Annotated in this window: 16 protein-coding genes; 14 read left to right on the forward strand and 2 right to left on the reverse strand. The window is 49.9% G+C overall.

The features are described from left to right. Positions 1 to 8: 8 nt before the first annotated feature. The 12 genes from NE473_RS24475 to ftsH all read left to right on the forward strand — a co-directional run bounded on the left by NE473_RS24475 (position 9) and on the right by ftsH (position 14269). Positions 9 to 938 (forward strand): NAD(P)/FAD-dependent oxidoreductase, encoded by a 930-nt coding sequence (locus NE473_RS24475; RefSeq protein ID WP_256155271.1) that lies wholly within the window; start codon positions 9 to 11, stop codon positions 936 to 938. A gap of 196 nt (positions 939 to 1134) precedes the next feature. Beyond that, positions 1135 to 1446: a thioredoxin family protein gene (locus NE473_RS24480; RefSeq protein ID WP_006775199.1), complete on the forward strand. Its 312-nt coding sequence runs from the start codon at positions 1135 to 1137 to the stop codon at positions 1444 to 1446. Between the two features lie 51 nt (positions 1447 to 1497). After that, entirely contained in the window at positions 1498 to 3360 is a 1863-nt protein-coding gene (locus NE473_RS24485; protein ID WP_055649550.1) for an aryl-sulfate sulfotransferase, read from the forward strand. 102 nt (positions 3361 to 3462) lie between these two features. Next, complete coding sequence (locus NE473_RS24490) at positions 3463 to 5340, forward strand: aryl-sulfate sulfotransferase (protein ID WP_055649549.1); 1878 nt, start codon at positions 3463 to 3465, stop codon at positions 5338 to 5340. Positions 5341 to 5399: 59 nt separating this feature from the next. Beyond that, complete coding sequence (asrA, locus tag NE473_RS24495; RefSeq protein ID WP_006775194.1) at positions 5400 to 6434, forward strand: anaerobic sulfite reductase subunit AsrA; 1035 nt, start codon at positions 5400 to 5402, stop codon at positions 6432 to 6434. A gap of 18 nt (positions 6435 to 6452) precedes the next feature. Then, positions 6453 to 7244: an anaerobic sulfite reductase subunit AsrB gene (gene asrB / locus NE473_RS24500; protein ID WP_022030719.1), complete on the forward strand. Its 792-nt coding sequence runs from the start codon at positions 6453 to 6455 to the stop codon at positions 7242 to 7244. Positions 7245 to 7263: 19 nt separating this feature from the next. Beyond that, positions 7264 to 8325: a sulfite reductase subunit C gene (gene asrC, locus NE473_RS24505; RefSeq protein WP_006773792.1), complete on the forward strand. Its 1062-nt coding sequence runs from the start codon at positions 7264 to 7266 to the stop codon at positions 8323 to 8325. Positions 8326 to 8664: 339 nt separating this feature from the next. Continuing rightward, entirely contained in the window at positions 8665 to 9315 is a 651-nt protein-coding gene (locus NE473_RS24510) for a precorrin-2 dehydrogenase/sirohydrochlorin ferrochelatase family protein (RefSeq protein WP_006773794.1), read from the forward strand. Continuing rightward, the gene (gene hemC, locus NE473_RS24515; RefSeq protein WP_055649548.1) at positions 9308 to 10243 is read left to right on the forward strand and encodes a hydroxymethylbilane synthase; all 936 of its coding nucleotides are present in this window, start codon (positions 9308 to 9310) and stop codon (positions 10241 to 10243) included. The genes NE473_RS24510 and hemC overlap by 8 nt, the downstream gene beginning before the upstream one ends. A gap of 2 nt (positions 10244 to 10245) precedes the next feature. After that, a complete protein-coding gene (gene cobA / locus NE473_RS24520) occupies positions 10246 to 11760 on the forward strand; it encodes a uroporphyrinogen-III C-methyltransferase (RefSeq protein ID WP_006773797.1) in 1515 nt (504 codons plus the stop codon). A gap of 112 nt (positions 11761 to 11872) precedes the next feature. Further along, positions 11873 to 12388, forward strand: coding sequence for a flavodoxin family protein BilS (gene bilS, locus NE473_RS24525; protein WP_022030714.1), 516 nt, complete (start codon positions 11873 to 11875; stop codon positions 12386 to 12388). A 12-nt stretch (positions 12389 to 12400) separates the two neighbouring features. Then, positions 12401 to 14269, forward strand: a complete 1869-nt coding sequence (gene ftsH / locus NE473_RS24530; protein WP_055649547.1) for an ATP-dependent zinc metalloprotease FtsH — start codon at positions 12401 to 12403, stop codon at positions 14267 to 14269. On the opposite strand, the gene NE473_RS24535 is transcribed toward ftsH, so the two are convergent. Next, entirely contained in the window at positions 14244 to 15242 is a 999-nt protein-coding gene (locus NE473_RS24535; RefSeq protein ID WP_055649546.1) for an AraC family transcriptional regulator, read from the reverse strand. The two genes, ftsH and NE473_RS24535, sit on opposite strands and share 26 nt — an antisense overlap. A gap of 138 nt (positions 15243 to 15380) precedes the next feature. Between NE473_RS24535 and gnpA the strand changes: the two genes are divergently transcribed. Beyond that, positions 15381 to 17531, forward strand: a complete 2151-nt coding sequence (gene gnpA, locus NE473_RS24540; protein WP_055649545.1) for a 1,3-beta-galactosyl-N-acetylhexosamine phosphorylase — start codon at positions 15381 to 15383, stop codon at positions 17529 to 17531. Positions 17532 to 17615: 84 nt separating this feature from the next. Next, on the forward strand, positions 17616 to 18950 hold the full coding sequence (locus NE473_RS24545) for an MATE family efflux transporter (protein WP_055649544.1): 1335 nt from the start codon (positions 17616 to 17618) through the stop codon (positions 18948 to 18950). Between the two features lie 61 nt (positions 18951 to 19011). Here the strand turns inward: NE473_RS24545 and NE473_RS24550 are convergent, their stop codons facing one another. Beyond that, the gene (locus NE473_RS24550; protein WP_039891711.1) at positions 19012 to 19422 is read right to left on the reverse strand and encodes an ester cyclase; all 411 of its coding nucleotides are present in this window, start codon (positions 19420 to 19422) and stop codon (positions 19012 to 19014) included. Between the last annotated feature and the right edge of the window lie 636 nt (positions 19423 to 20058).

The raw sequence follows: 20058 nt of genomic DNA on the forward strand, positions 1-20058 counted from the left end.
AGTTATGTATCATGGCACAGTATGATGTAATTATTGTTGGTGCGGGTCCTGCCGGTATGACGGCGGCAATCTACGCGGCGAGAGCGGACATGAATGTTCTGCTTCTCGACAAGCTGGCCCCGGGCGGACAGATTATCAATACAAATGAAATTCAGAATTATCCGGGAGTCGGAACGATCAACGGAGCGGAGCTGGCCTATCAGATGTTTGAACATACCCAGCAGTTTGAGAATATCGCGTTCGATTACGGCACGGTAAAAGAGATCTTGGATGAGGGAAAAGTAAAGAAGGTCCTCTGCGAGGAAGACGACAAGGAATTTACGGCAAAGGCCATTATCCTTGCGACCGGAACGAGACCAAGATGTCTCGATATCCCGGGCGAAGATAAGTTCCGCGGCAACGGAATCAGCTGGTGTGCCATCTGTGACGGAGCCCAGTACCGCGATAAAGACGTGGTGGTAATCGGCGGAGGAAACTCTGCGGTCGAGGAATCCATATTCCTGGCCGGTATCGTTAAATCACTGACCATCGTAACCATGTTTGATTTAACGGCAGATCCCATGGCCTGCGACAAGCTTCGCGCCATGGATCACGTAACCGTTTATCCATATCAGGATATCCTGGATTTTACCGGAGATACAAAGCTTACCGGCGTTCACTTCAAATCCACGAAGACCGGAGAAGAGAATACGGTTTCCTGTGACGGCGTGTTTGAATATATCGGACTCACACCGACCACGGAATTCTTAAAGGATTTAGGCGTGTTAAACCAGTTTGGATACGTGGAAGTTGACGAGAAGATGCACACGAAGGTGGAAGGCGTCTACGGAGCAGGCGACTGTGTGACGAAGAATTTACGTCAGGTAATCACAGCCTGCGCGGATGGTGCAATCGCAGCCCAGGAGGCTTCCCATTACGTACAGAATTTAGAGGATTAAGAAGCACGAAGTATGCGTGCAGAGACAGCGATTCCTAACCACCTGTTTTCTCATGACTAACCATAACGTAATTTTATTGTTAGATAAAAAATTAGAATTTTACTTTATTGTAAAATTGCAATAAAATGAAGACAGTATGCTTAGAATGGGAAAACAGTGTGGAATTAATACAAAAAGATAGAAAGGATGTAAGATTATGTTAAAAGAAGTAAACAGCGAAGAATTCAAAGAACTGGCCGGAAAGGGCCTGGTACTGGCAGACTTTTTTTCTACCACCTGTGGACCATGTAAGATGTTGGGATTTGTATTGAAAGATGTGGAGAAGGAATTTGGCGATGACCTGACCATTTTAAAGGTTGATTTCGACCAGAACAAAGACTTAACTGCAGAATACGGCGTAACGGGATACCCAACTCTGGTTCTTTTAAAAGAAGGCGAGGAAGTAGGACGTCTTCAGGGTTTACAGCAGAAGCCGGTTATTATCAAGCTGGTGGAAGAGCACAGATAAGATCTTAATCAGAACCTAGACGAAAAAGAACAGATACGGGGAGGTATCATTATGTCAGTAAAATATTCATTTGAAGATCATATTATTAACAGACAGTACGAAGCAGAGCAGGCGATGCTGACAAAGTTTGAGGCAGGTAATTATACCATTGCCAATCCGCTGGTAACGTATAACGCTTATCTGGTGAATCCGTTATCCGCAGTTGTATGCTTCAATACGGAAAAAGAGACAGCAGTTACCGTAACAGTCCTTGGCAAGACACCTCAGGGAAATATCAGTCACACATTCCCGAAGGCAAAGAAGCATGTGCTTCCAATCGTGGGACTGTATTCCGATTATCAGAACAGAGTTGAGATCCGGGCTTACCGCGGTGAATCCAATATTATCACCATCGATGTGCCGGACGTATTTGACGGCAAGGAAGTCATCTATTCCATGGATACCACTCCTGAGTATTTACAGGACAACATCATCCTGGTATCTCCGGCAGGCGAGGATCTGGCAGTCGGATTTGACTATGCGGGTGATGCGAGATGGCATATGACGGTTCCGTGTGTATTCGACGTGAAGAGACTGAAAAACGGCAACTTAATCATGGGTTCTCACAGAGTTATCCAGATGCCATATTACATGTCCGGTTTATACGAGATCAGCCCATGCGGCAAGATCTACAAAGAATTCCGTCTCCCGGGCGGTTACCATCACGATGAGTTCGAGATGGAAGACGGCAATCTCTTAAGCCTGACAGACGATTTAACCAGCGAGACTGTAGAAGACATGTGCGTTCTGATCGACCGCAACACAGGCGAGATCTTAAAGACCTGGGACTACAAGAAGTTCCTTGATCCGAAGACGGTAAGCAGATCCGGAAGCTGGTCTGACCATGACTGGTTCCACAACAATGCCGTATGGTACGATAAGAACACCAACTCCTTAACCTTCTCCGGACGTCACATTGATTCCATCGTAAACATCGATTATGAGACCGGAGATCTGAACTGGATCATCGGTGATCCGGAAGGCTGGCCGGAAGAGATGCAGAAGTATTTCTTCAAACCAGTCGGCAATAACTTCGGATGGCAGTATGAGCAGCATGCCTGCGTGATCACTCCTGACGGAGATGTTATGTGCTTCGACAACCATCACTATGGTTCCAAGAATAAAGAGAACTATCTGGCTGCAAAAGACAACTACTCCAGAGGCGTACGTTATAAAATCAATACCGACGATATGACCATCGAGCAGGTATGGCAGTACGGCAAGGACAGAGGAGCTGAGTTCTTCTCTCCATACATCTGTAACGTAGAGTACTACAACGAAGGACACTATATGGTTCATTCCGGCGGTATCGCATACGATTCAGAGGGAAATCCTTCCGAGGCGCTGGGCGCGTTTGCAAAGGATCAGGGCGGCCGTTTGGAGAGTATCACCGTTGAGATCTGCGACAACAAGAAGATGCTTGATTTACACGTACCGGGCAACTACTACCGCGGCGAGAAGCTGAAATTATACAGCGACGGCATCAACTTAGAGCTGGGCAAAGGCCAGATTTTAGGCGAGATGGGTGTTACGAAGGAATTTGATACCGAGATCCCGTTAGATCCGTCAGGCGAGATGCTTCCGGAGAGCTGCAACGCGAGAATCGAGGACGAGATTGACCGTTTCACATTCTTCTCCCGTTTCGAAAAGGGCCAGCTGGTTATGCTTCTGTTAGAGCAGGGCGAAGAGGTTCACCGTTACTTCATCTCCACGACGGCGGTTCCGTTCCTGGCGATGTGCTGCGGTACATTCCTTGATTCCGATGACAGAAACACGAGAACCAACATTAATAAGGCCGGCTTAAAGGGTACCTACGATGTTCGTGTGATCATCGATGACAAGAAGTACGAGACAGGCGTTACGATCAGCTGCTAAGAGGATCGGACTCTGTAACAGATACAGGAGAACATATTATGACTGCAGAAGGGGGCCGCGATGTTGGAGACGTCCCCCCTTCGCAGGCTTTCAGGAGGGTTTATGGGAGTTTTATACAAAGAAGTAAAACATATCATTGACCAGCAGTATGAGGCGGAATCGAGATTTCTGGAGGAGTATAAGAAGGAGAGCCATACCATCGCGAATCCTTTTGTCGTGCTCAACCCATATCTGATTGCGCCTCTTACCGCGCTCGTCATGTTTGAAAATGAAAAACCGGCCTTCGCTAAGGTCACGGTGAAGGGAAAAGAAGCGGCGGGAGATTATATGTACCGTCCGAAATCGGACGCAAGAAAGATGGTTCTTCCGATTTACGGCCTGTACGAGGACTATGAGAATACCGTAGTCATCGAACTGAGCACGGGGGAGACAGCGACGGTTAAGATTGTGACAGAGAAGGCTTCCGACCAGTTAAAGAAGCCGACTTCCACCCGGACAACACCGGAGTATATGGAAGACAATGTCATGATGGTAAGCCCGACCTCGCCGGCTTACACGGCGGCTTACGACTATGCGGGGGATGCGCGCTGGTACAACACGCTGAACCTGGCATTCGATTTAAAGCGTGTCCGCAACGGCCGTCTGTTCGTGGGAACTGACCGTCTGGTGGCTCCGCCGTATCACACCACCGGTATCTATGAGATGGGAATGATCGGAAAGATCTATAAAGAATTCCGCATACCGGGCGGCTATCACCACGATGAGTGGGAGATGGAAAATGGAGATATTTTAATATTGACCCAGCATCTGGCCCGTGGTACCGTAGAGGATGTGTGTGTCATGGTGGACAGAAATACCGGTGAGATCTTAAAAGAGTGGGATCATCAGGATGTGCTTCCTGTGTACCCGGCCGGCGGTTCCGGAAGTCAGGATGCCCACGACTGGTTCCATAATAATGCGGTATGGTACGATAAAAAGACGAATTCCCTGACATTTTCCGGACGCCATCAGGATGCCATCATCAACCGGGATTTTGAGACTGGCAGGCTGAACTGGATCATCGGAGATCCGACGGGATGGCCGGAGGATATGCAGAAATACTTCTTTAAGCCAATCGGGGACGAATTCGACTGGCAGTATGAGCAGCATGCCTGCATGGTACTTCCAAACGGCGATATCATGTGCTTTGACAATGGCCACTGGCGCTCCAAGGAGAAGGAACATTATCTGGAAGCAAAAGATAATTTCTCCCGCGGTGTCATTTACCATATTGATACAGACAACATGACCATCGAACAGGTATGGCAGTACGGCAAGGAGAGAGGTGCCGAATTCTTCTCCTGTTACATATGCAACTGCGAATACTATGAGAGAGGCCACTATCTCGTTCATTCCGGCGGTATCGGCAAGTTAAACGGCGAATGGATGAATATGCCGGGTGCAGGTATGACGGCAGCCATCGACGATGGATCGGCCGAACTCAGTTCCATTACCGTAGAGATTAAGGACGACGTTGTCCTGTACGAGATGCATCTCCCGGCAAACTATTACCGTGCGGAGAAGCTCCATTTGTACGACGAAGGCGATGAGATCACCTTCGGCCGCGGCGAAATTCTGGGCAGTATCGGAGTGACAGAGGAGTTCTTAACGGAAGCGCCCGCAGAGGACGGCGGTATGGTTCCGGATTCCTATAAGACAAAGATTGCCAAAGAGGCGGACCGTCTTGTATTCAAGGCAAGCTTCGAGAAGGGCACCCTGGTCATGTTGAATTTAGAAGGCGAAAACGGAAGCCCGACACGCCACTACTTTGTTCCTACCACGAAACGTCCGTTCCTGGCCATGTGCGTAGGCACATTCTTAGAACACGATGAGAGAGCGGTGGAATTCCCTGTCAGCGGTGAGGGAATCGAAGGAACCTATAAGCTTACCGTTACGATCGATGAAAAGAAATACGATACAGGAGTCACAGTGAACTTCTGAGAATTTCTTTATCATACACCAATGAGACTGAAGGAGTCAAAAAAAGGAGGATACATTCAATGGGTTACAAAGTAAGCTTTGAAGAAGCGAACAAGATCTTTGCAGCGCTCCAGGATGAGTATGAGATCTGGGCACCGAAAAGATTTGTAGGAAGAGGAAGATATTCTGATACCGATATGATCAAGTACGACAGGATCAACACGGTAGAAGAGATCGAATACATGGATAAGTCAGATTTCCCTGCAAAAGAGGTGTTAAGCCCGATTACAGAATCCCTGTTCTATTTCACAGAGGATGAGTTCATCGAGAGCAAGGCTACCAGCAAGAAGCTCTTAATCTTCATGAGACCGTGCGATATCCATGCACAGCATCATCAGGAGAAGATCTACTTAACAAACGGCGGCTTCGAGGACATGTACTATAAGCGCATGAACGAGAAGGTTAAAATCGTCATGATGGAATGTACAACAGGCTGGGATACCTGCTTCTGCGTAAGCATGGGAACCAACAAGTCTGAGGACTATTCCATGGCAGTTCGTTTCGGAGACGGCGAGTTAAGCCTGGATGTGAAGGATGAGGCGTTTGCTCCTTACTTTGAAGGAAAGAACGAGACCGGCTTCAAACCGGAGTACATCGAGAAGAACCAGATGACCGTTGAAGTTCCGGAGATCCCGAACAAAGAGGTTTTAACCAAGTTAAAATCCCATCCGATGTGGAATGAATACAACAAGCGCTGTGTTTCCTGCGGTGCCTGTACCGTAGCCTGCAGCACCTGTACCTGCTTCACTACCACCGATATTATCTATAATGAGAACGGAAACGTAGGCGAGAGAAAGAGAACAACCGCTTCCTGTCAGGTAAAGGGCTTTACCGATATGGCCGGCGGCATGAGCTTCCGCAATACAGCCGGAGACAGAATGCGTTTCAAAGTGCTTCATAAATTCCATGATTACAAGGAACGTTTCAAAGATTACCATATGTGTGTAGGCTGCGGAAGATGTATTGACCGCTGTCCAGAGTACATTTCCATCGCTGCTACTGTGAAGAAGATGGCTAACGCAATCGATGAAATCGCAGCGGAAGAGAATAAATAGGGAGAGGTGGACGAAGAGATGAATAACATAGTAAAACCTGTTGCATGCAAGATTCTTGAAGTTAAGAGAGAAAGCTTACATGAGTATACATTTAAAGTTGCAACCGATATAAGACCGGAGCACGGACAGTTCTTACAGCTCTCTATCCCGAAGGTAGGAGAGGCTCCAATCTCTGTCAGCTCTTTCGGCGACGGCTGGATGGATTTCACAATCCGCTCCGTTGGTAAAGTTACAGATGAGATTTTCGAGAAGCAGCCTGGCGATACCTTATTCCTTCGCGGCGCTTACGGAAAAGGCTGGCCGGTAGAGAAGTTCCAGGGCAAGCACATGGTAGTGATCACCGGAGGAACCGGTCTGGCTCCAGTTAAGAGCATGTTAAACATGTTCTATGAGAATCCTGATTATGTGAAGAGCGTAACCTTAATCAGCGGTTTCAAGAATGAAGAGGGCATCATTTTCAAGAATGACTTAGAAAAGTGGAATGAGAAATTCACCACATTCTATACACTGGATAAGGATCACAAGGACGGCTGGAACACAGGCTTTGTTACCGAGTTCGTTTCCAAGGTTCCATTTTCCGAGTTTGACGGCGATTATGAGGTCGTTATCGTAGGACCGCCGCCAATGATGAAGTTCACCGGTCTGGAAGCTGTAAAATGCGGCGTTCCGGAAGAGAAGATCTGGGTATCCTTCGAGCGTAAGATGTCATGTGCTGTCGGCAAATGCGGACACTGCCGTATTGACGAGGTTTACGTTTGCTTAGACGGCCCGGTATTCAACTATACACAGGCCAAATATCTGGTTGACTAAGGAAAGGAGCGAATAGGGAATGAATCACGATATTGATATCAAAAAAGTACGAATTAACTGTTTCAGACAGTCTAAAGTTGCGGGAGAGTTCATGCTCCAGCTCCGTGTTCCGGGCGCTTTAATCGAGGCAAAGCATTTAACCATGGTGCAGGAAATCTGCCAGAGATGGGGCAACGGAACCTTCCATATGGGAACAAGACAGACCTTAAACATCCCGGGAATCAAGTATGAGAACATCGAAGAAGTAAACAAATACATCAAGAACTATATCAAGGACGTTGATATTGAGATGTGTAACGTGGATATGGAGTCCAATGACGCAGGCTACCCGACCATCGGCGCCCGCAACATCATGTCCTGTATCGGAAACGCACACTGTATTAAGGGTAATGTAAATACCTACAAGCTGGCAAGAAAGATCGAGAAGCTGATTTTCCCGTCCCACTACCATATCAAGGTTGCAGTTGCCGGATGTCCAAACGACTGTGTGAAGGCAAACTTCAACGATTTCGGCGTAATGGGTATCCATAAACAGATTTATGATATTGACCGCTGTATCGGCTGCGGTTCCTGTGTAGATGCCTGTGAGCATCACGCAACCGGCGTTCTCTCCTTAAATGCCAACGGCAAGATTGACAAGGATACATGCTGCTGCGTAGGCTGTGGGGAATGTTCCTTAATCTGCCCGACCGGCGCATGGAGCAGAGGCAAGCAGTTATACCGGGTTACTCTGGGCGGCCGTACCGGCAAGCAGAATCCTCGTGCAGGCAAGCTGTTCTTAAACTGGGTAACCGAGGATGTCGTTCTTGGCATGTTCGCAAACTGGCAGAAATTCTCTGCATGGGCACTTGACTACAAGCCGGAGTACTTACACGGCGGCCATTTAATCGACCGTGTGGGATACAAGGAATTCGTGAAGCACATCTTCGAGGGTGTTGAATTCAATCCGGAAGCCAAGATGGCAGATGACATCTACTGGGCTGAGAACGAGCAGAGAGGCAATATGCACGTCATGCCGCTGTCCCAGCATAAGCATGCGGGCCCGGCTGAGACTGCAAACTATACATTTAATCAGAAATAATAATTGAAAGGGAGGGCGCGCCATCTATATCAGACCACCGCGCCCTCCCTGTTTTGTATTGATGCGATAAAAAAGCAGGAAAGATTGAGTATACTGTGCCTCCTCAGAGATATCTTCACGGACCTCGTAAAGGCATGTACCCCGAAAATTGGTATAAAATTCCCCCTCACATCCCTTAACCAAAACGTGAGTCCAATTTTCCCTCAATAGCTCCCGCTTTTTTTATATTATGGAAAAGCCTGCCGGCTCGTCCGGGTTTCCATTTCAAACATCTGTCCTAACTGAGAATTATATGGTAAAATAGACAGGTATAAAAATTACAGAAGGAAGAGAAAAGCAATGGCATATTTCCCGTTTTTTATGGATATAGAAGGGCAGCGGTGCCTGATTGTCGGAGGCGGCGTGGTTGCCTGCCGGAAGGTGGAGGTTCTTTTGGACTATGGACCGGAGATCGTCGTCGTATCCCCTGAGATGACAGAGCGTATGGAAGCGTACGAAGAGACCGGGGCCGGTAAGGTTACGCTTCTTCGCAGGGAATATCAGGAGGCAGATTTGGACTGTGTTGATTTTGTGGTGGCAGCTACGGCGGATGAGGAGCTGAACAGACGGATCTCCCTGGCCTGCAGAGAACGGCGGATTCCGGTGAATGTAGTGGATGTCAGAGAGGAATGCAGTTTTATCTTCCCGGCGCTGATCAAGGATGAGGATATTACCGTGGGAATCTCTACCGGAGGAAGCAGCCCTACCATCGCTCAGTTTTTAAAGGCGAAGTTTCGCGCCGCGATCCCGGAGGGCTTCGGAAAATTAGCCGCAGAGCTGGGAACATACCGTGAGCTGGTGAAGGAGCGGGTTCCGGTCCTGTCTGTCAGAACAGAGATCTTTAAAGAGATGGTTGAGGAAGGAATCCGGCAGGGGGGAATGTTTACCAGGGAACAGGCGGAGCAGTTGATTGACAGAAAGTTAGAGGAATTGGAGAAAGATCATGAATAAGACGATTCGTATCGGAACGAGGAAGAGCGCTCTGGCGATGGTGCAGACAGAACTGGTGGCGGAAGCTCTGAAGCAGGTACAGCCGGGGCTTGAGACCCGGATCGTGACGAAGGTGACAGAGGGTGACCGCATCTTAAATAAACCCCTGCTGGAGTTTGGCGGAAAGGGTGTCTTTGTGACGGAGTTTGAGCAGGCGCTGCAAAACGGTGAGATTGATTTTGCGGTACACAGTGCCAAGGATCTTCCCATGGATTTAGAGGATGGACTGGGGATTGTGGCCGTGCCTCCGAGAGAGGACCCGAGAGATGTGCTGATGACACCGGCAGGAACCGATTTAAGCGTGAAAAAGGAGATTGTCATCGGCACCTCCAGCTTAAGGCGAAGGCTCCAGATCGAGACCCTGGGAAAGAAGCTGTGGCCCGGCGCAGCCGTGCGGTGTGAGGATATCCGGGGAAACATCCAGACGAGAATCAGAAAGATGGATGAAGGACTCTACGATGCCATTATACTGGCTGCTGCGGGGTTAAAACGAATGAAGCTGGCAAATCCTGCGGAGAACGGCCTGGAAGAGTATTTTGAGACCAACGGGACGTATGATTTTCATTACTTTGACTGTGAAACGTTCATTCCCGCCGGAGGGCAGGGTATTCTGGCCGTGGAGGGGCGGATTGAGGACAGAATCTGTGAGATGGCGGTCCGTATCCAGGATGAGGACGCGAAGACGTGTCTCATGCTGGAACGGAAGATACTGAAACTGCTGGATGCGGGCTGTCATGAGCCGGTTGGAGTGTACTCCAGAATCAGGGGAGAAGAAATCGAAGTATTTGGAATCAGCAGGCGGGACAGAGAAACGAAACGGGTGTATCTGACAGGCGGAATCGGGGAACTGGATCTTCTGGCAGAACGCGCGGCGAAAGGACTGAGATAGAGATGAAGGAAACGGGTAAAGTATTTCTGGTCGGAGCGGGACCCGGAGATCCGGGCCTGATGACAGAAAAGGGGTTAAAGAGACTCCGGGAGTGTGATGCGGTGGTTTACGACCATCTGGCCTCCGAGCGTTTTTTGGATGAGGTGCCGGAAGAGAGCCAAAAGATCTACGTGGGAAAAAAGGCGGGCTGTCACTATATGAAGCAGGAGGAGATCAACCGGCTGTTAGTGGATCTGGCCAGAGAGGGAAAGAACGTGGTCCGGTTAAAGGGCGGCGATCCCTTCGTCTTTGGACGCGGCGGAGAAGAGGTGATGGCCGTTTCCAGGGAAGGGATTCCCTATGAGGTGGTATCCGGAGTGACATCGGCCATCGCCGCACTGGCGTCAGCGGGAATTCCGGTGACTCACCGGGCCGTCAGCCGAAGCTTTCATGTCATGACCGGCCACACCATGACGGAGGCGGGAAAACTCCCTCTGGACTTCGCGGAATTTGCAGGACTTTCAGGCACCCTGATTTTTCTCATGGGACTGACCCATCTTCCGCTCATTGTAAAAGGGCTTCTGGAGAACGGAAAGTCCGGGAGCACGCCTGCGGCAGTCATTGAAAAAGGCACGCTGCCGGACCAGCGGGTCGTGCGGGGAACTCTTGACACCATTGAGCAGCGGGTGGCGGAAGAAGGGATCGGCACGCCCGCGATCATCGTTGTAGGAGAAGTGGCTGCCCTCAATTTTTCTTCCACGTACCATGAGCCGTTAAAAGGCGCCAGAGTGGCTGTGACGGGAACCGGTTTACTGGCTGCCAAACTGAGAAAAAGTCTGGAAGAGGCAGGGGCCAGCACAGAGTGTGTTCTCAGTCTGGAACTGGAATCCTGCCGGTCCGGTGAAGCGATGAAGGCAGCCTATGAGAGGCTGGCGGATTACGGCTGGATTGTCTTTACCAGCGCCAATGCGGTGCGTGAATTCTTTCTCGGCCTTCTGGAGAGCGGAAGAGATAACCGCAGCGTAGGCCACGTGAAGTTTGCAGCCGTAGGAAAGGGAACGGCAAAAGAACTTCTCCGGTATGGATTTACGACGGATTATATACCGGAAGAATTCTGTGCGGCCGCTCTTGCCCGGGGGCTTAAGGATGTTGTAAAGGACGGGGAACGCCTCTTGATTCCGCGGTCTTTAAAAGGTTCTCCGGAGCTTAACGGGATTCTGGATGGCGCCGGTATCCGTTACGATGATGTTGTCCTTTACAATGTGGCGGAGCGGAAGCAGGGAGAGAAGGAACTGTCAGAGGCCCTTAAGAAGGCAGATTACTTAACGTTCGCCAGCGGTTCGGGAGTGGATGCTTTCTTTGAAAACGCAGGAGAGGACGTGACAGCGCTTCTGGCCGGAATCCGTGTGGTGTGTATCGGCGATATTACGGCGAAAAAGCTGGAAGAACACGGAAGAAAAGCGGATGTGACTGCTTCCCGGTTTACAGTGGAGGGGATGACGGAGGCTGTTTCTGAAGACTGGAGCCGGAGAATCTAAAAAAAGCATAAAGTAGATAAACATTTCCGATTTGATCTTGATATCTGTGAATTTTAGGTATATTTTATATACAGAAGAAAGCCAGGCGTAAAAGTGGCAAGGAGGCAGGAACATGGATTATCTGGTTGTTTATACGAGTAATACAGGCAATACGGAAAAAGTAGCGATGAAAATATTCGACTCGATTCCGGGCCGTTCAAAGGATATTCAGAGACTGGAGGAGCTGCGGGATGGGGAAGCGGACACATATTTTGTAGGATTCTGGAATGACAGAGGCACCTGCGGCAGCCGTGTCATGGAATTCCTTTCCGGGCTCCACGGGAAGAAGGTAGCCCTTTTCGGAACCTGCGGAATGGGTGGAAGCAGCGAGTATTTTAAACAGGTGGAGAACCGGGTGTCTGTTTTTGTGCCGGAGGATAACGACTATCTCGGCTGCTTCCTCTGCGGCGGCAAGATGATGCCGCAGGTGCTGGACAGGTATAAACAGATGCAGGCCATCAATGATTCGCCTCAGATCCGGACAATGATAGCCGCGTACGAGGAGGGAATGCTTCATCCGGATGAAAAAGATTTCCAGGACGCGGAAGCATTTGTGGAAGAGGTTTTAAATAAGGTAACCGGCAGATAAAGGAGAAAAACCATGGGTATAAAGAACGAGGACGACAATAAAAGTCCGCGGAAACCATTTATTTATTACTATTTAATCGTCATGATCGTCATGATTCTGTTCAATGCGCTGATGGTGCCGTGGATTCAGTCCAGAACCATCATCGAGGTGCCGTACAGTACATTTATTGAAAAGGTGGAAGCCGGACAGGTGACCGATGTCGCCAAGACGGATTCAGAGATTCAGTTTATCGCGGACACGGGAGAGAAGGATAAGAACGGGAAAGAGATATACGCGACGTATAAAACCGGGCCGTGGCCCGATGAGAAGCTGACAGAACGGCTCATGGCGCATAAGGAAATCAATTTCCAGGAGGCGATTGTGGAGCCGATGAATCCGCTGCTGTCCTTTTTCCTGACCTGGATTCTCCCGATTCTGATTTTTGTTTTCCTGGGAAATATGATGGCGAAGCAGATGCAGAAGCGTATGGGCGGCGGTAATGCCATGACGTTTGGAAAGTCCAATGCCAAGATTTACGCGGAGTCAGAGACCGGCAAGACCTTTGCCGACGTGGCGGGCCAGGAAGAGGCGAAGGACGCCTTAAAGGAGATCGTGGACTTCCTTCATAATCCGCAGAAATATGCAGATATCGGCGCCAGCCTTCCAAAGGGCGCACTGCTGGTCGGCCCTCCGGGTACCGGTAAGACGCTTCTTGCCAGAGCGGTGGCCGGCGAGGCACACGTACCGTTCTTTTCCATCTCCGGTTCAGAGTTTGTGGAGATGTTTGTGGGTATGGGAGCGTCAAAGGTAAGGGATCTGTTTAAGCAGGCGAATGAGAAGGCGCCCTGTATCGTATTTATCGATGAGATCGATACGATCGGTAAAAAGCGTGACGGCGGCGGCTTCAGCGGCAACGATGAGCGGGAGCAGACGTTAAACCAGCTTCTGGCCGAGATGGACGGCTTCGATGGAAAGAAGGGCGTCGTAATTCTGGCGGCGACCAACCGCCCTGACTCGCTCGATAAGGCGCTGCTGCGTCCGGGCCGTTTTGACCGGCGCATTCCGGTGGAACTGCCTGACCTCGGCGGCCGCGAGGCGATCCTGAAGGTACATGGAAAGAATGTGAAGCTGTCCGACGATGTGAATTTCCATGACGTGGCGCTGGCTACAGCGGGCGCCAGCGGCGCGGAACTCGCCAACATCGTCAACGAGGCTGCGCTCCGCGCGGTCCGTATGGGCAGAAAACTCGTATCCCAGGAAGATTTGGAGGAGAGTGTGGAAGTGGTTATCGCCGGATACCAGAAGAAGGATTCCGGTGTCAGCGTCAACGAGCGGAAGATCATCGCCTACCATGAGGTGGGACACGCGCTGGTTGCTGCGTGCCAGAGCCACTCCGCTCCGGTGCATAAGATCACGATCATTCCGAGAACCTCCGGCGCGCTGGGGTATACCATGCAGGTAGATGAGGAACAGCGGTATCTGCTCACAAAGGACGAGGCGCTCAATAAGATCGCCACCTTTACCGGCGGCCGTGCGGCGGAAGAGCTGATCTTCCATTCCGTGACCAGCGGGGCTTCCAACGATATCGAGCAGGCAACCAGAATCGCAAGAGCCATGGTGACGCGCTACGGCATGAGCGAGACGTTCGACATGGTGGCCTTAGAGACGGTGACAAACCAGTATTTAGGCGGCGACACGTCTCTGGCCTGTGCTCCGGATACGGCGAAGCTGATCGACGAGGAAGTGATTAAGATTGTCAGAGAGCAGCATCAGAAAGCCCTTCAGATCTTGAAAGAGAACGAGGGAAAGCTGCATAAGATTGCAGAGTATTTACTGGAGAAGGAGACGATTACCGGAGAGGAATTTATGGATATCTTCAGCAGGGAGGATGAGTCCCTCTAAATCCGGATTCCGGTTCATCCGGCGTCAAAGTTTCGGGAACCAGAAAACCCCGGTATTTCATGACGGACTGATCTTTCAGGATCGACATGCGGCGGCGCCACTCATGTGGTGTCTGCCCCATGGTATCACGGAACTGTCGGTTGAAGCTGGATACGGAGCGGTAGCCTACCTCCTCCGATATGGACAGCACAGAGGCTTCCGTCGTGCGAAGCAGGGCGGCGGCCTGCCGGATCCGGGTGACATTCAGATACTTAAGCGGACTTGTCTCCATGACAGCGGAGAAAAGTCTTCTGAAATGAGCCGGGCTTAAGCTGCAGAGTCCGGCCAGGTATTCCATAGAAAAATCTTCCATATAGTGACAGCGGATATACTCCAGTGCAGGAGCAATGACCAGCGCATTTTCAGGCGGCTGGTCATCTTTTTTTTCGTTGGGACCTGCGATTTTCAGGACTGCCCTCACAAGGTCTGTCAGCAGGGCCAGGAAGAGACCGCGCACGGAAACTTCATAATATTCCTCCCTCTGTTCCAGTTCTCTCATAATCTCCGCTGTTAAGGCGTGGATTCCCGGATACTCCTGCTCGTCCAGAATCAGACAGATCCGGTGTTCCAGTGTGTTTAAAAGATTGAAAATGCGAAGATCTGATCCGGAAGATAAGGGGGTTAAGAGTCCCGTTAAATCGACAAACAGGTACGACCATCTGCTTGCTGTTCCCGGTGCGCTGTAGGTAGTGTGGGGGACATCGCAGGAGATCACAGTCACATCACCGGCTTTAAACGGACGTTTCGTATCTTCAAAGACCATGGTGCCGCAGTCCGAGCGGCAGAGCCCGATCTCCAGGCAGTTGTGGATATGAAGCCGTGGAGACGGAATATCAGAGATCCGCCACTCTTCCCCGGATAAGAGGAGAACAGGAAAACGGGCCGGCAGATTGTAGTCACGGAATTCGATGTAAGGTTTCTTATGTCTGGGCATGGGGCGCCTCCTTTTTTATAATTCCATTATATCTATAAATGATCGAAATTGCAAAGCTTTTGCCGTGCTCCGACTGGAAATGAGCACGGCCATTTTTATATAATCAGGAAAGAAAGACTATGAAGGAGAAGAGGAACCATGGAGAAGAAAAAGGGAAGTTTTACGTTGCCGGGAGAGGCCGGTTATGAGGAGCTGACGCTTAAACTGGCGGAGCGCTGGGGAGCCGATGTGATCAGGGACAGTGACGGTACAGAGCTGTCGGAGGAGATCACAAGTGCAGGATATGGGATCTATTCCACCATCTGCCTGATACGTGACCACAATGAGTGGGCGAGGACCCACAGGGACCAGCTTCAGCAGACGTTTCTGATGACAGAACCCAGGACGGCGTTAGGAGATGAACTGAAGATTCACCTGATGGAGGACTTTTTTGCCGAACAGTTTGAAGTCAATGACAGCCCGGAGGCGTTCGCCCGCTGGCAGGTCTACGACCGAACGGAAGACAGGGAGGTGCCCCGCGGCTTCTGGCATTATGAGAAAGAAAGCGGAACCGTGGTTCTGAAGGGCGCCCGTGCGTTTCATGACTATACGGTGAGCTTTCTGGCATATCGCATCTGGGAAGAAATTTCGATGTATAACCATGTGACAAATAACTGGGAGAAAGAGCATCTGATGCCGGTGGACCCAATTCATGAGGAGACCAGGGAATACTTATACGGCTGGCTGAAGGAGTGGTGTGACTCTCATCCGGTGACAACAGTCGTCCGCTTTACCTCACTGTTTTACAATTTCGTCTGGATGTGGGGAAGCGATGAAAAAAAGAGAAATCTGTTTACGGACTGGGGCTCCTATGATTTTACCGTCAGTCCTGCGATGCTCGCAGCGTTTGAGGCGGAGTACGGCTACAGTCTGACTGCGGAGGACTTCATCAACCAGGGGAAATTCCATGTCACCCATATGCCGCCTTCCGGGCGCCAGCTGGATTACATGGCATTTGTAAATCGTTTTGTTGTGGATTTCGGGAAGCGTCTGGTGGAACTGGTGCACAGCTATGGAAAGAAGGCGTACGTATTCTATGACGACAGCTGGGTGGGTCTGGAACCGTATCATGACCATTTTAAGGAGTTCGGTTTTGACGGTCTGATCAAATGCGTCTTTTCCGGCTATGAGGCCAGACTCTGTGCGGGAGTGGAGGTGGAAACGCATGAGCTGAGGCTTCATCCTTACTTATTCCCGGTGGGACTGGGGGGAGCCCCCACGTTCTGTGAAGGGGGAGATCCGGTCCGTGATGCGAAAGAATACTGGATCCGTGTGCGCCGTGCGCTGCTCAGAGAGAAGATTGACCGGATCGGTCTTGGCGGGTATCTCCATCTGGTGGAAGAGTTTCCGGACTTTTGCAGTTACATGGAGACGGTCGCGGATGATTTCCGGCTGATCAAGTCCTTCCACGAAGAGGGAGGCGTGTATACACTGCCGATCCGGGCTGCGGTTCTCCATTCCTGGGGGAAGCTGCGTTCCTGGACGCTTTCCGGCCATTTTCACGAAACGTATATGCATGATCTGATCCATATCAACGAGGCTCTGTCCGGGCTGCCGGTTTCCGTGGAATTTATAAATTTCGAGGATGTGAAGGCGGGCTGCCTGGAGGGCGTGGATGTCCTGATTAACGCCGGAGCTGCAGGGAGCGCCTGGAGCGGCGGGCTGGCCTGGGCTGACAGTAAAGTTACCGGGGAAATCTCGCGCTGGGTCTATGAGGGCGGCGTATTCCTCGGAGTGGGCGAGCCGTCGGCGGCTCCGGGGGCTGCCGCGTATTTCCGTATGGCTGCAGTTTTGGGAGTGGATGAAGATACGGGGGCCAGAGTGTGTCATGGACGCCGGACATACGAACTGACGGAGTCATGCGGCCTGATTCCGGCCGGTGCTTCCGTGCGCGGCAGAAAAGGAATCTTTTTAACCAGCGCGGACACGGAGGTGCTCCGGGAAGAGGACGGCCTTCCTGTCATCACATCCCACCGTTTCGGAAGCGGTACTGCGTTCTATCTCAGCAGCTTCCAGGTGACGCCGGAGAATACCAGAATGCTGTTAAACCTGATGATAAGCGGGATGGGCCTGGAGTTAAACCAGAATTACCTGACAGACAGTTCCGATACGGAATGTGCATGGTATCCGGCTTCCGGCAAACTGGTGGTGATCAACAACAGCGGGAAGGAACAGGAAACAGTGATCTGCACACCATCCGGCCGCAGGACCGTTCAGACAGAGCCGTTCGGGATGACGGTTCTGGAGTGAGAAAAATGAAAAATCCATTGTAAATCGCCTGAAAGTAGTAGTATAATCTATCCTTGTATGAAAAGTGAGGAAAGAGGTAGAACAATGGTAAAGGATTTAACGGTAGGAAAACCATCGTCAGTGCTCTGGCGTTTCTCCATCCCCATGTTTGTCAGCGTGATCTTTCAGCAGATGTACAATATTGCGGACAGCGTGGTGGCTGGTAAATTTGCAGGTGAGGCGGCTCTGGCAGCCGTTGGGGCGTCGTATCCCATCACCATGATCTTTATGGCGGTGGCGGTAGGCAGCAACATCGGCTGTGCAGTCGTCATTTCCCAGCTCTTCGGGGCAAAACGGTGGAAAGAGATGAAGACGGCCATCTATACGACGCTGATTGCCTGTATCGCGCTGAGTCTCGGCCTGATGGCTCTGGGGTTTATCTTTTGCCATCCGGTGATGAACCTGATTCAGACGCCGGAGGACATTTTTTCGGATGGGGCGCTGTATCTGCGAATCTATATCGGCGGATTTCTGTTTCTGTATCTCTACAATGTATGTACGGGTATCTTTACTTCGCTGGGGGATTCCAGGACGCCGCTTTACTTTCTGATTGGATCTTCCCTGGGGAATATTCTGCTGGATATGATTTTCGTCATCGTCTTTCACTGGGGTGTCGCAGGTGTGGCGTGGGCGACCTTTATCGCCCAGGGGGCAGCCTGTGTTCTGGCACTTCTGACTGTACATAAAAGAATTGCAGAGGTAAAGACGAAAGGCAGTTTTCCGCTGTTTTCCTGGAACATGCTGAAAAAGATCAGTGTGGTTGCAGTCCCCAGCATTCTTCAGCAGAGCTTTATCTCCGTGGGAAATATGTTTATCCAGGGACTGGTCAACAGCTTCGGCTCCCCGGTGATTGCGGGCTACAGCGCGGCAGTGAAGCTCAATACCTTCACGATTACCTCGTTTACGACGCTGGCAAACGGACTTTCCAGCTTCACGGCCCAGAACATCGGAGCGGGGCAGGAGGAACGGGTGAAGAGCGGGTTTAAGGCCGGCTGGTTCATGGCGTTCTGTGTGGCCGTGCCGTTTACGGTCCTGTTCTTTTTCTTCGGTGCGCCGTCAGTGACAATCTTTATGGAACAGACCGGCGGAGAGGCCATGAATACGGGGATTACATTTTTAAAGATTGTCTCTCCGTTTTACGTGGTGGTCGCCACGAAGCTGATGGCGGATGGCGTACTGAGGGGCTCCGGTGCCATGGGCTGCTTTATGATTGCCACATTTGCCGATCTGATTCTTCGTGTCCTGATTTCCTTTGCCCTTGCCGGACCGTTGGGTGCGAAAGGGATCTGGATGTCGTGGCCCATTGGCTGGACCATTGCCACGGTGCTGTCTCTCGGCTTTTATTTAAAGGGAAAGTGGAAGATCAGCAGAGATTTGTGATCTGTGATAAGAAAAAGGGCGTGTGAGAGACACTGCAGACCCATTTTTGTATGCCATTTCGCTATACCGGTTTTATGAGATGATGCTCATACAGAGTGTCAAAGGTATTTACCGCGCCTCCGTGCTCAACGATCTTTCCGTCTATGACTTTGTCAATATCAACACCTGTGAAGGAAAGCCTTTTGTGTGTCGGTTTTATGCCGATCCATTCTCCTTCATGGGTGCCTTCCATTATGAATTCCGATATCACATAATCTCCATCCGTATACTGCTTTATAATCTTCATTGTATAGTCCGGGTAAGTCTTCTTTACCTCCGCCAGATGCTGCTTCATACCGCTGACTCCCACAGGTAGGAGGGTCTCACCGGATTTTACCACACAGTCTTCCGATACGTAGTGTGGAACTTCATCAAGCAGGTTTTCTGAAACTACAGTCTCGTAGAAATATTTTACGATATCTTTCTTCTCCATTTCGTACCTCCTCATATCATCAGGTTTTCTAAACTATTTAATGACTCGCTGTTTGGATCATTTTTATAAGTATTATAGCAGACGGCAGGTCATTCGTCCATTCAGCCGGATTTATAGAAGAAACTGTTGATGGATTCCCGGCATGAAAACGGAAAAAGGGCAGTGCTTAAAAAGAAAAAAAGACAATAAAATCAGAATATTCAAAAAATAAACCTTGCAAAACTGAAAAATAAAGGGATAAAAATAGAAACAATTGCAATAATTATATACAATTCGAAAATTAGCAAATAACAATGAAAAAATAAAGAAAAAGTATTGACAAATCAAAACTCATACGCTATAATAAAGCCAAGATAAGAGATAAGAGATAAGAAAACAAAAACTCCTAAAGAAAAAGGAGAAGAAACAAACTCTTAAGAATCAAAAATATAGAAGAAGGAGGTACAGTCCACCAGAAACAGTAATTTAGCTTAATTTATAATTTATATTATAAATTAGGCAAAAGGAAAAACCGATCTGCCGATGCTGGAAAACCAATCTTATCAGATAAAAGCAAAAGAGGAACATCAAAGAGCTGATATCAAAAGTATAAGATAAAATCTATGAAATGTTTAAAGAACTATGATTGATTCAAAA

This window comes from Hungatella sp. SL.1.14, from assembly GCF_024460495.1.
In the GTDB taxonomy this organism is placed as follows: Bacteria; Bacillota; Clostridia; order Lachnospirales; family Lachnospiraceae; genus Hungatella; species Hungatella hathewayi.

Coding starts and splice junctions, on each gene's coding strand:
- NE473_RS24480 (WP_006775199.1), top strand. CDS start 1,135: ATGTTAAAAGAAGTAAACAGCGAAGAATTCAAAGAACTGGCCGGAAAG.
- NE473_RS24485 (WP_055649550.1), top strand. CDS start 1,498: ATGTCAGTAAAATATTCATTTGAAGATCATATTATTAACAGACAGTAC.
- NE473_RS24490 (WP_055649549.1), top strand. CDS start 3,463: ATGGGAGTTTTATACAAAGAAGTAAAACATATCATTGACCAGCAGTAT.
- asrA (WP_006775194.1), top strand. CDS start 5,400: ATGGGTTACAAAGTAAGCTTTGAAGAAGCGAACAAGATCTTTGCAGCG.
- asrB (WP_022030719.1), top strand. CDS start 6,453: ATGAATAACATAGTAAAACCTGTTGCATGCAAGATTCTTGAAGTTAAG.
- asrC (WP_006773792.1), top strand. CDS start 7,264: ATGAATCACGATATTGATATCAAAAAAGTACGAATTAACTGTTTCAGA.
- NE473_RS24510 (WP_006773794.1), top strand. CDS start 8,665: ATGGCATATTTCCCGTTTTTTATGGATATAGAAGGGCAGCGGTGCCTG.
- hemC (WP_055649548.1), top strand. CDS start 9,308: ATGAATAAGACGATTCGTATCGGAACGAGGAAGAGCGCTCTGGCGATG.
- cobA (WP_006773797.1), top strand. CDS start 10,246: ATGAAGGAAACGGGTAAAGTATTTCTGGTCGGAGCGGGACCCGGAGAT.
- bilS (WP_022030714.1), top strand. CDS start 11,873: ATGGATTATCTGGTTGTTTATACGAGTAATACAGGCAATACGGAAAAA.
- ftsH (WP_055649547.1), top strand. CDS start 12,401: ATGGGTATAAAGAACGAGGACGACAATAAAAGTCCGCGGAAACCATTT.
- NE473_RS24535 (WP_055649546.1), bottom strand. CDS start 15,242: ATGCCCAGACATAAGAAACCTTACATCGAATTCCGTGACTACAATCTG.
- gnpA (WP_055649545.1), top strand. CDS start 15,381: ATGGAGAAGAAAAAGGGAAGTTTTACGTTGCCGGGAGAGGCCGGTTAT.
- NE473_RS24545 (WP_055649544.1), top strand. CDS start 17,616: ATGGTAAAGGATTTAACGGTAGGAAAACCATCGTCAGTGCTCTGGCGT.
- NE473_RS24550 (WP_039891711.1), bottom strand. CDS start 19,422: ATGGAGAAGAAAGATATCGTAAAATATTTCTACGAGACTGTAGTTTCA.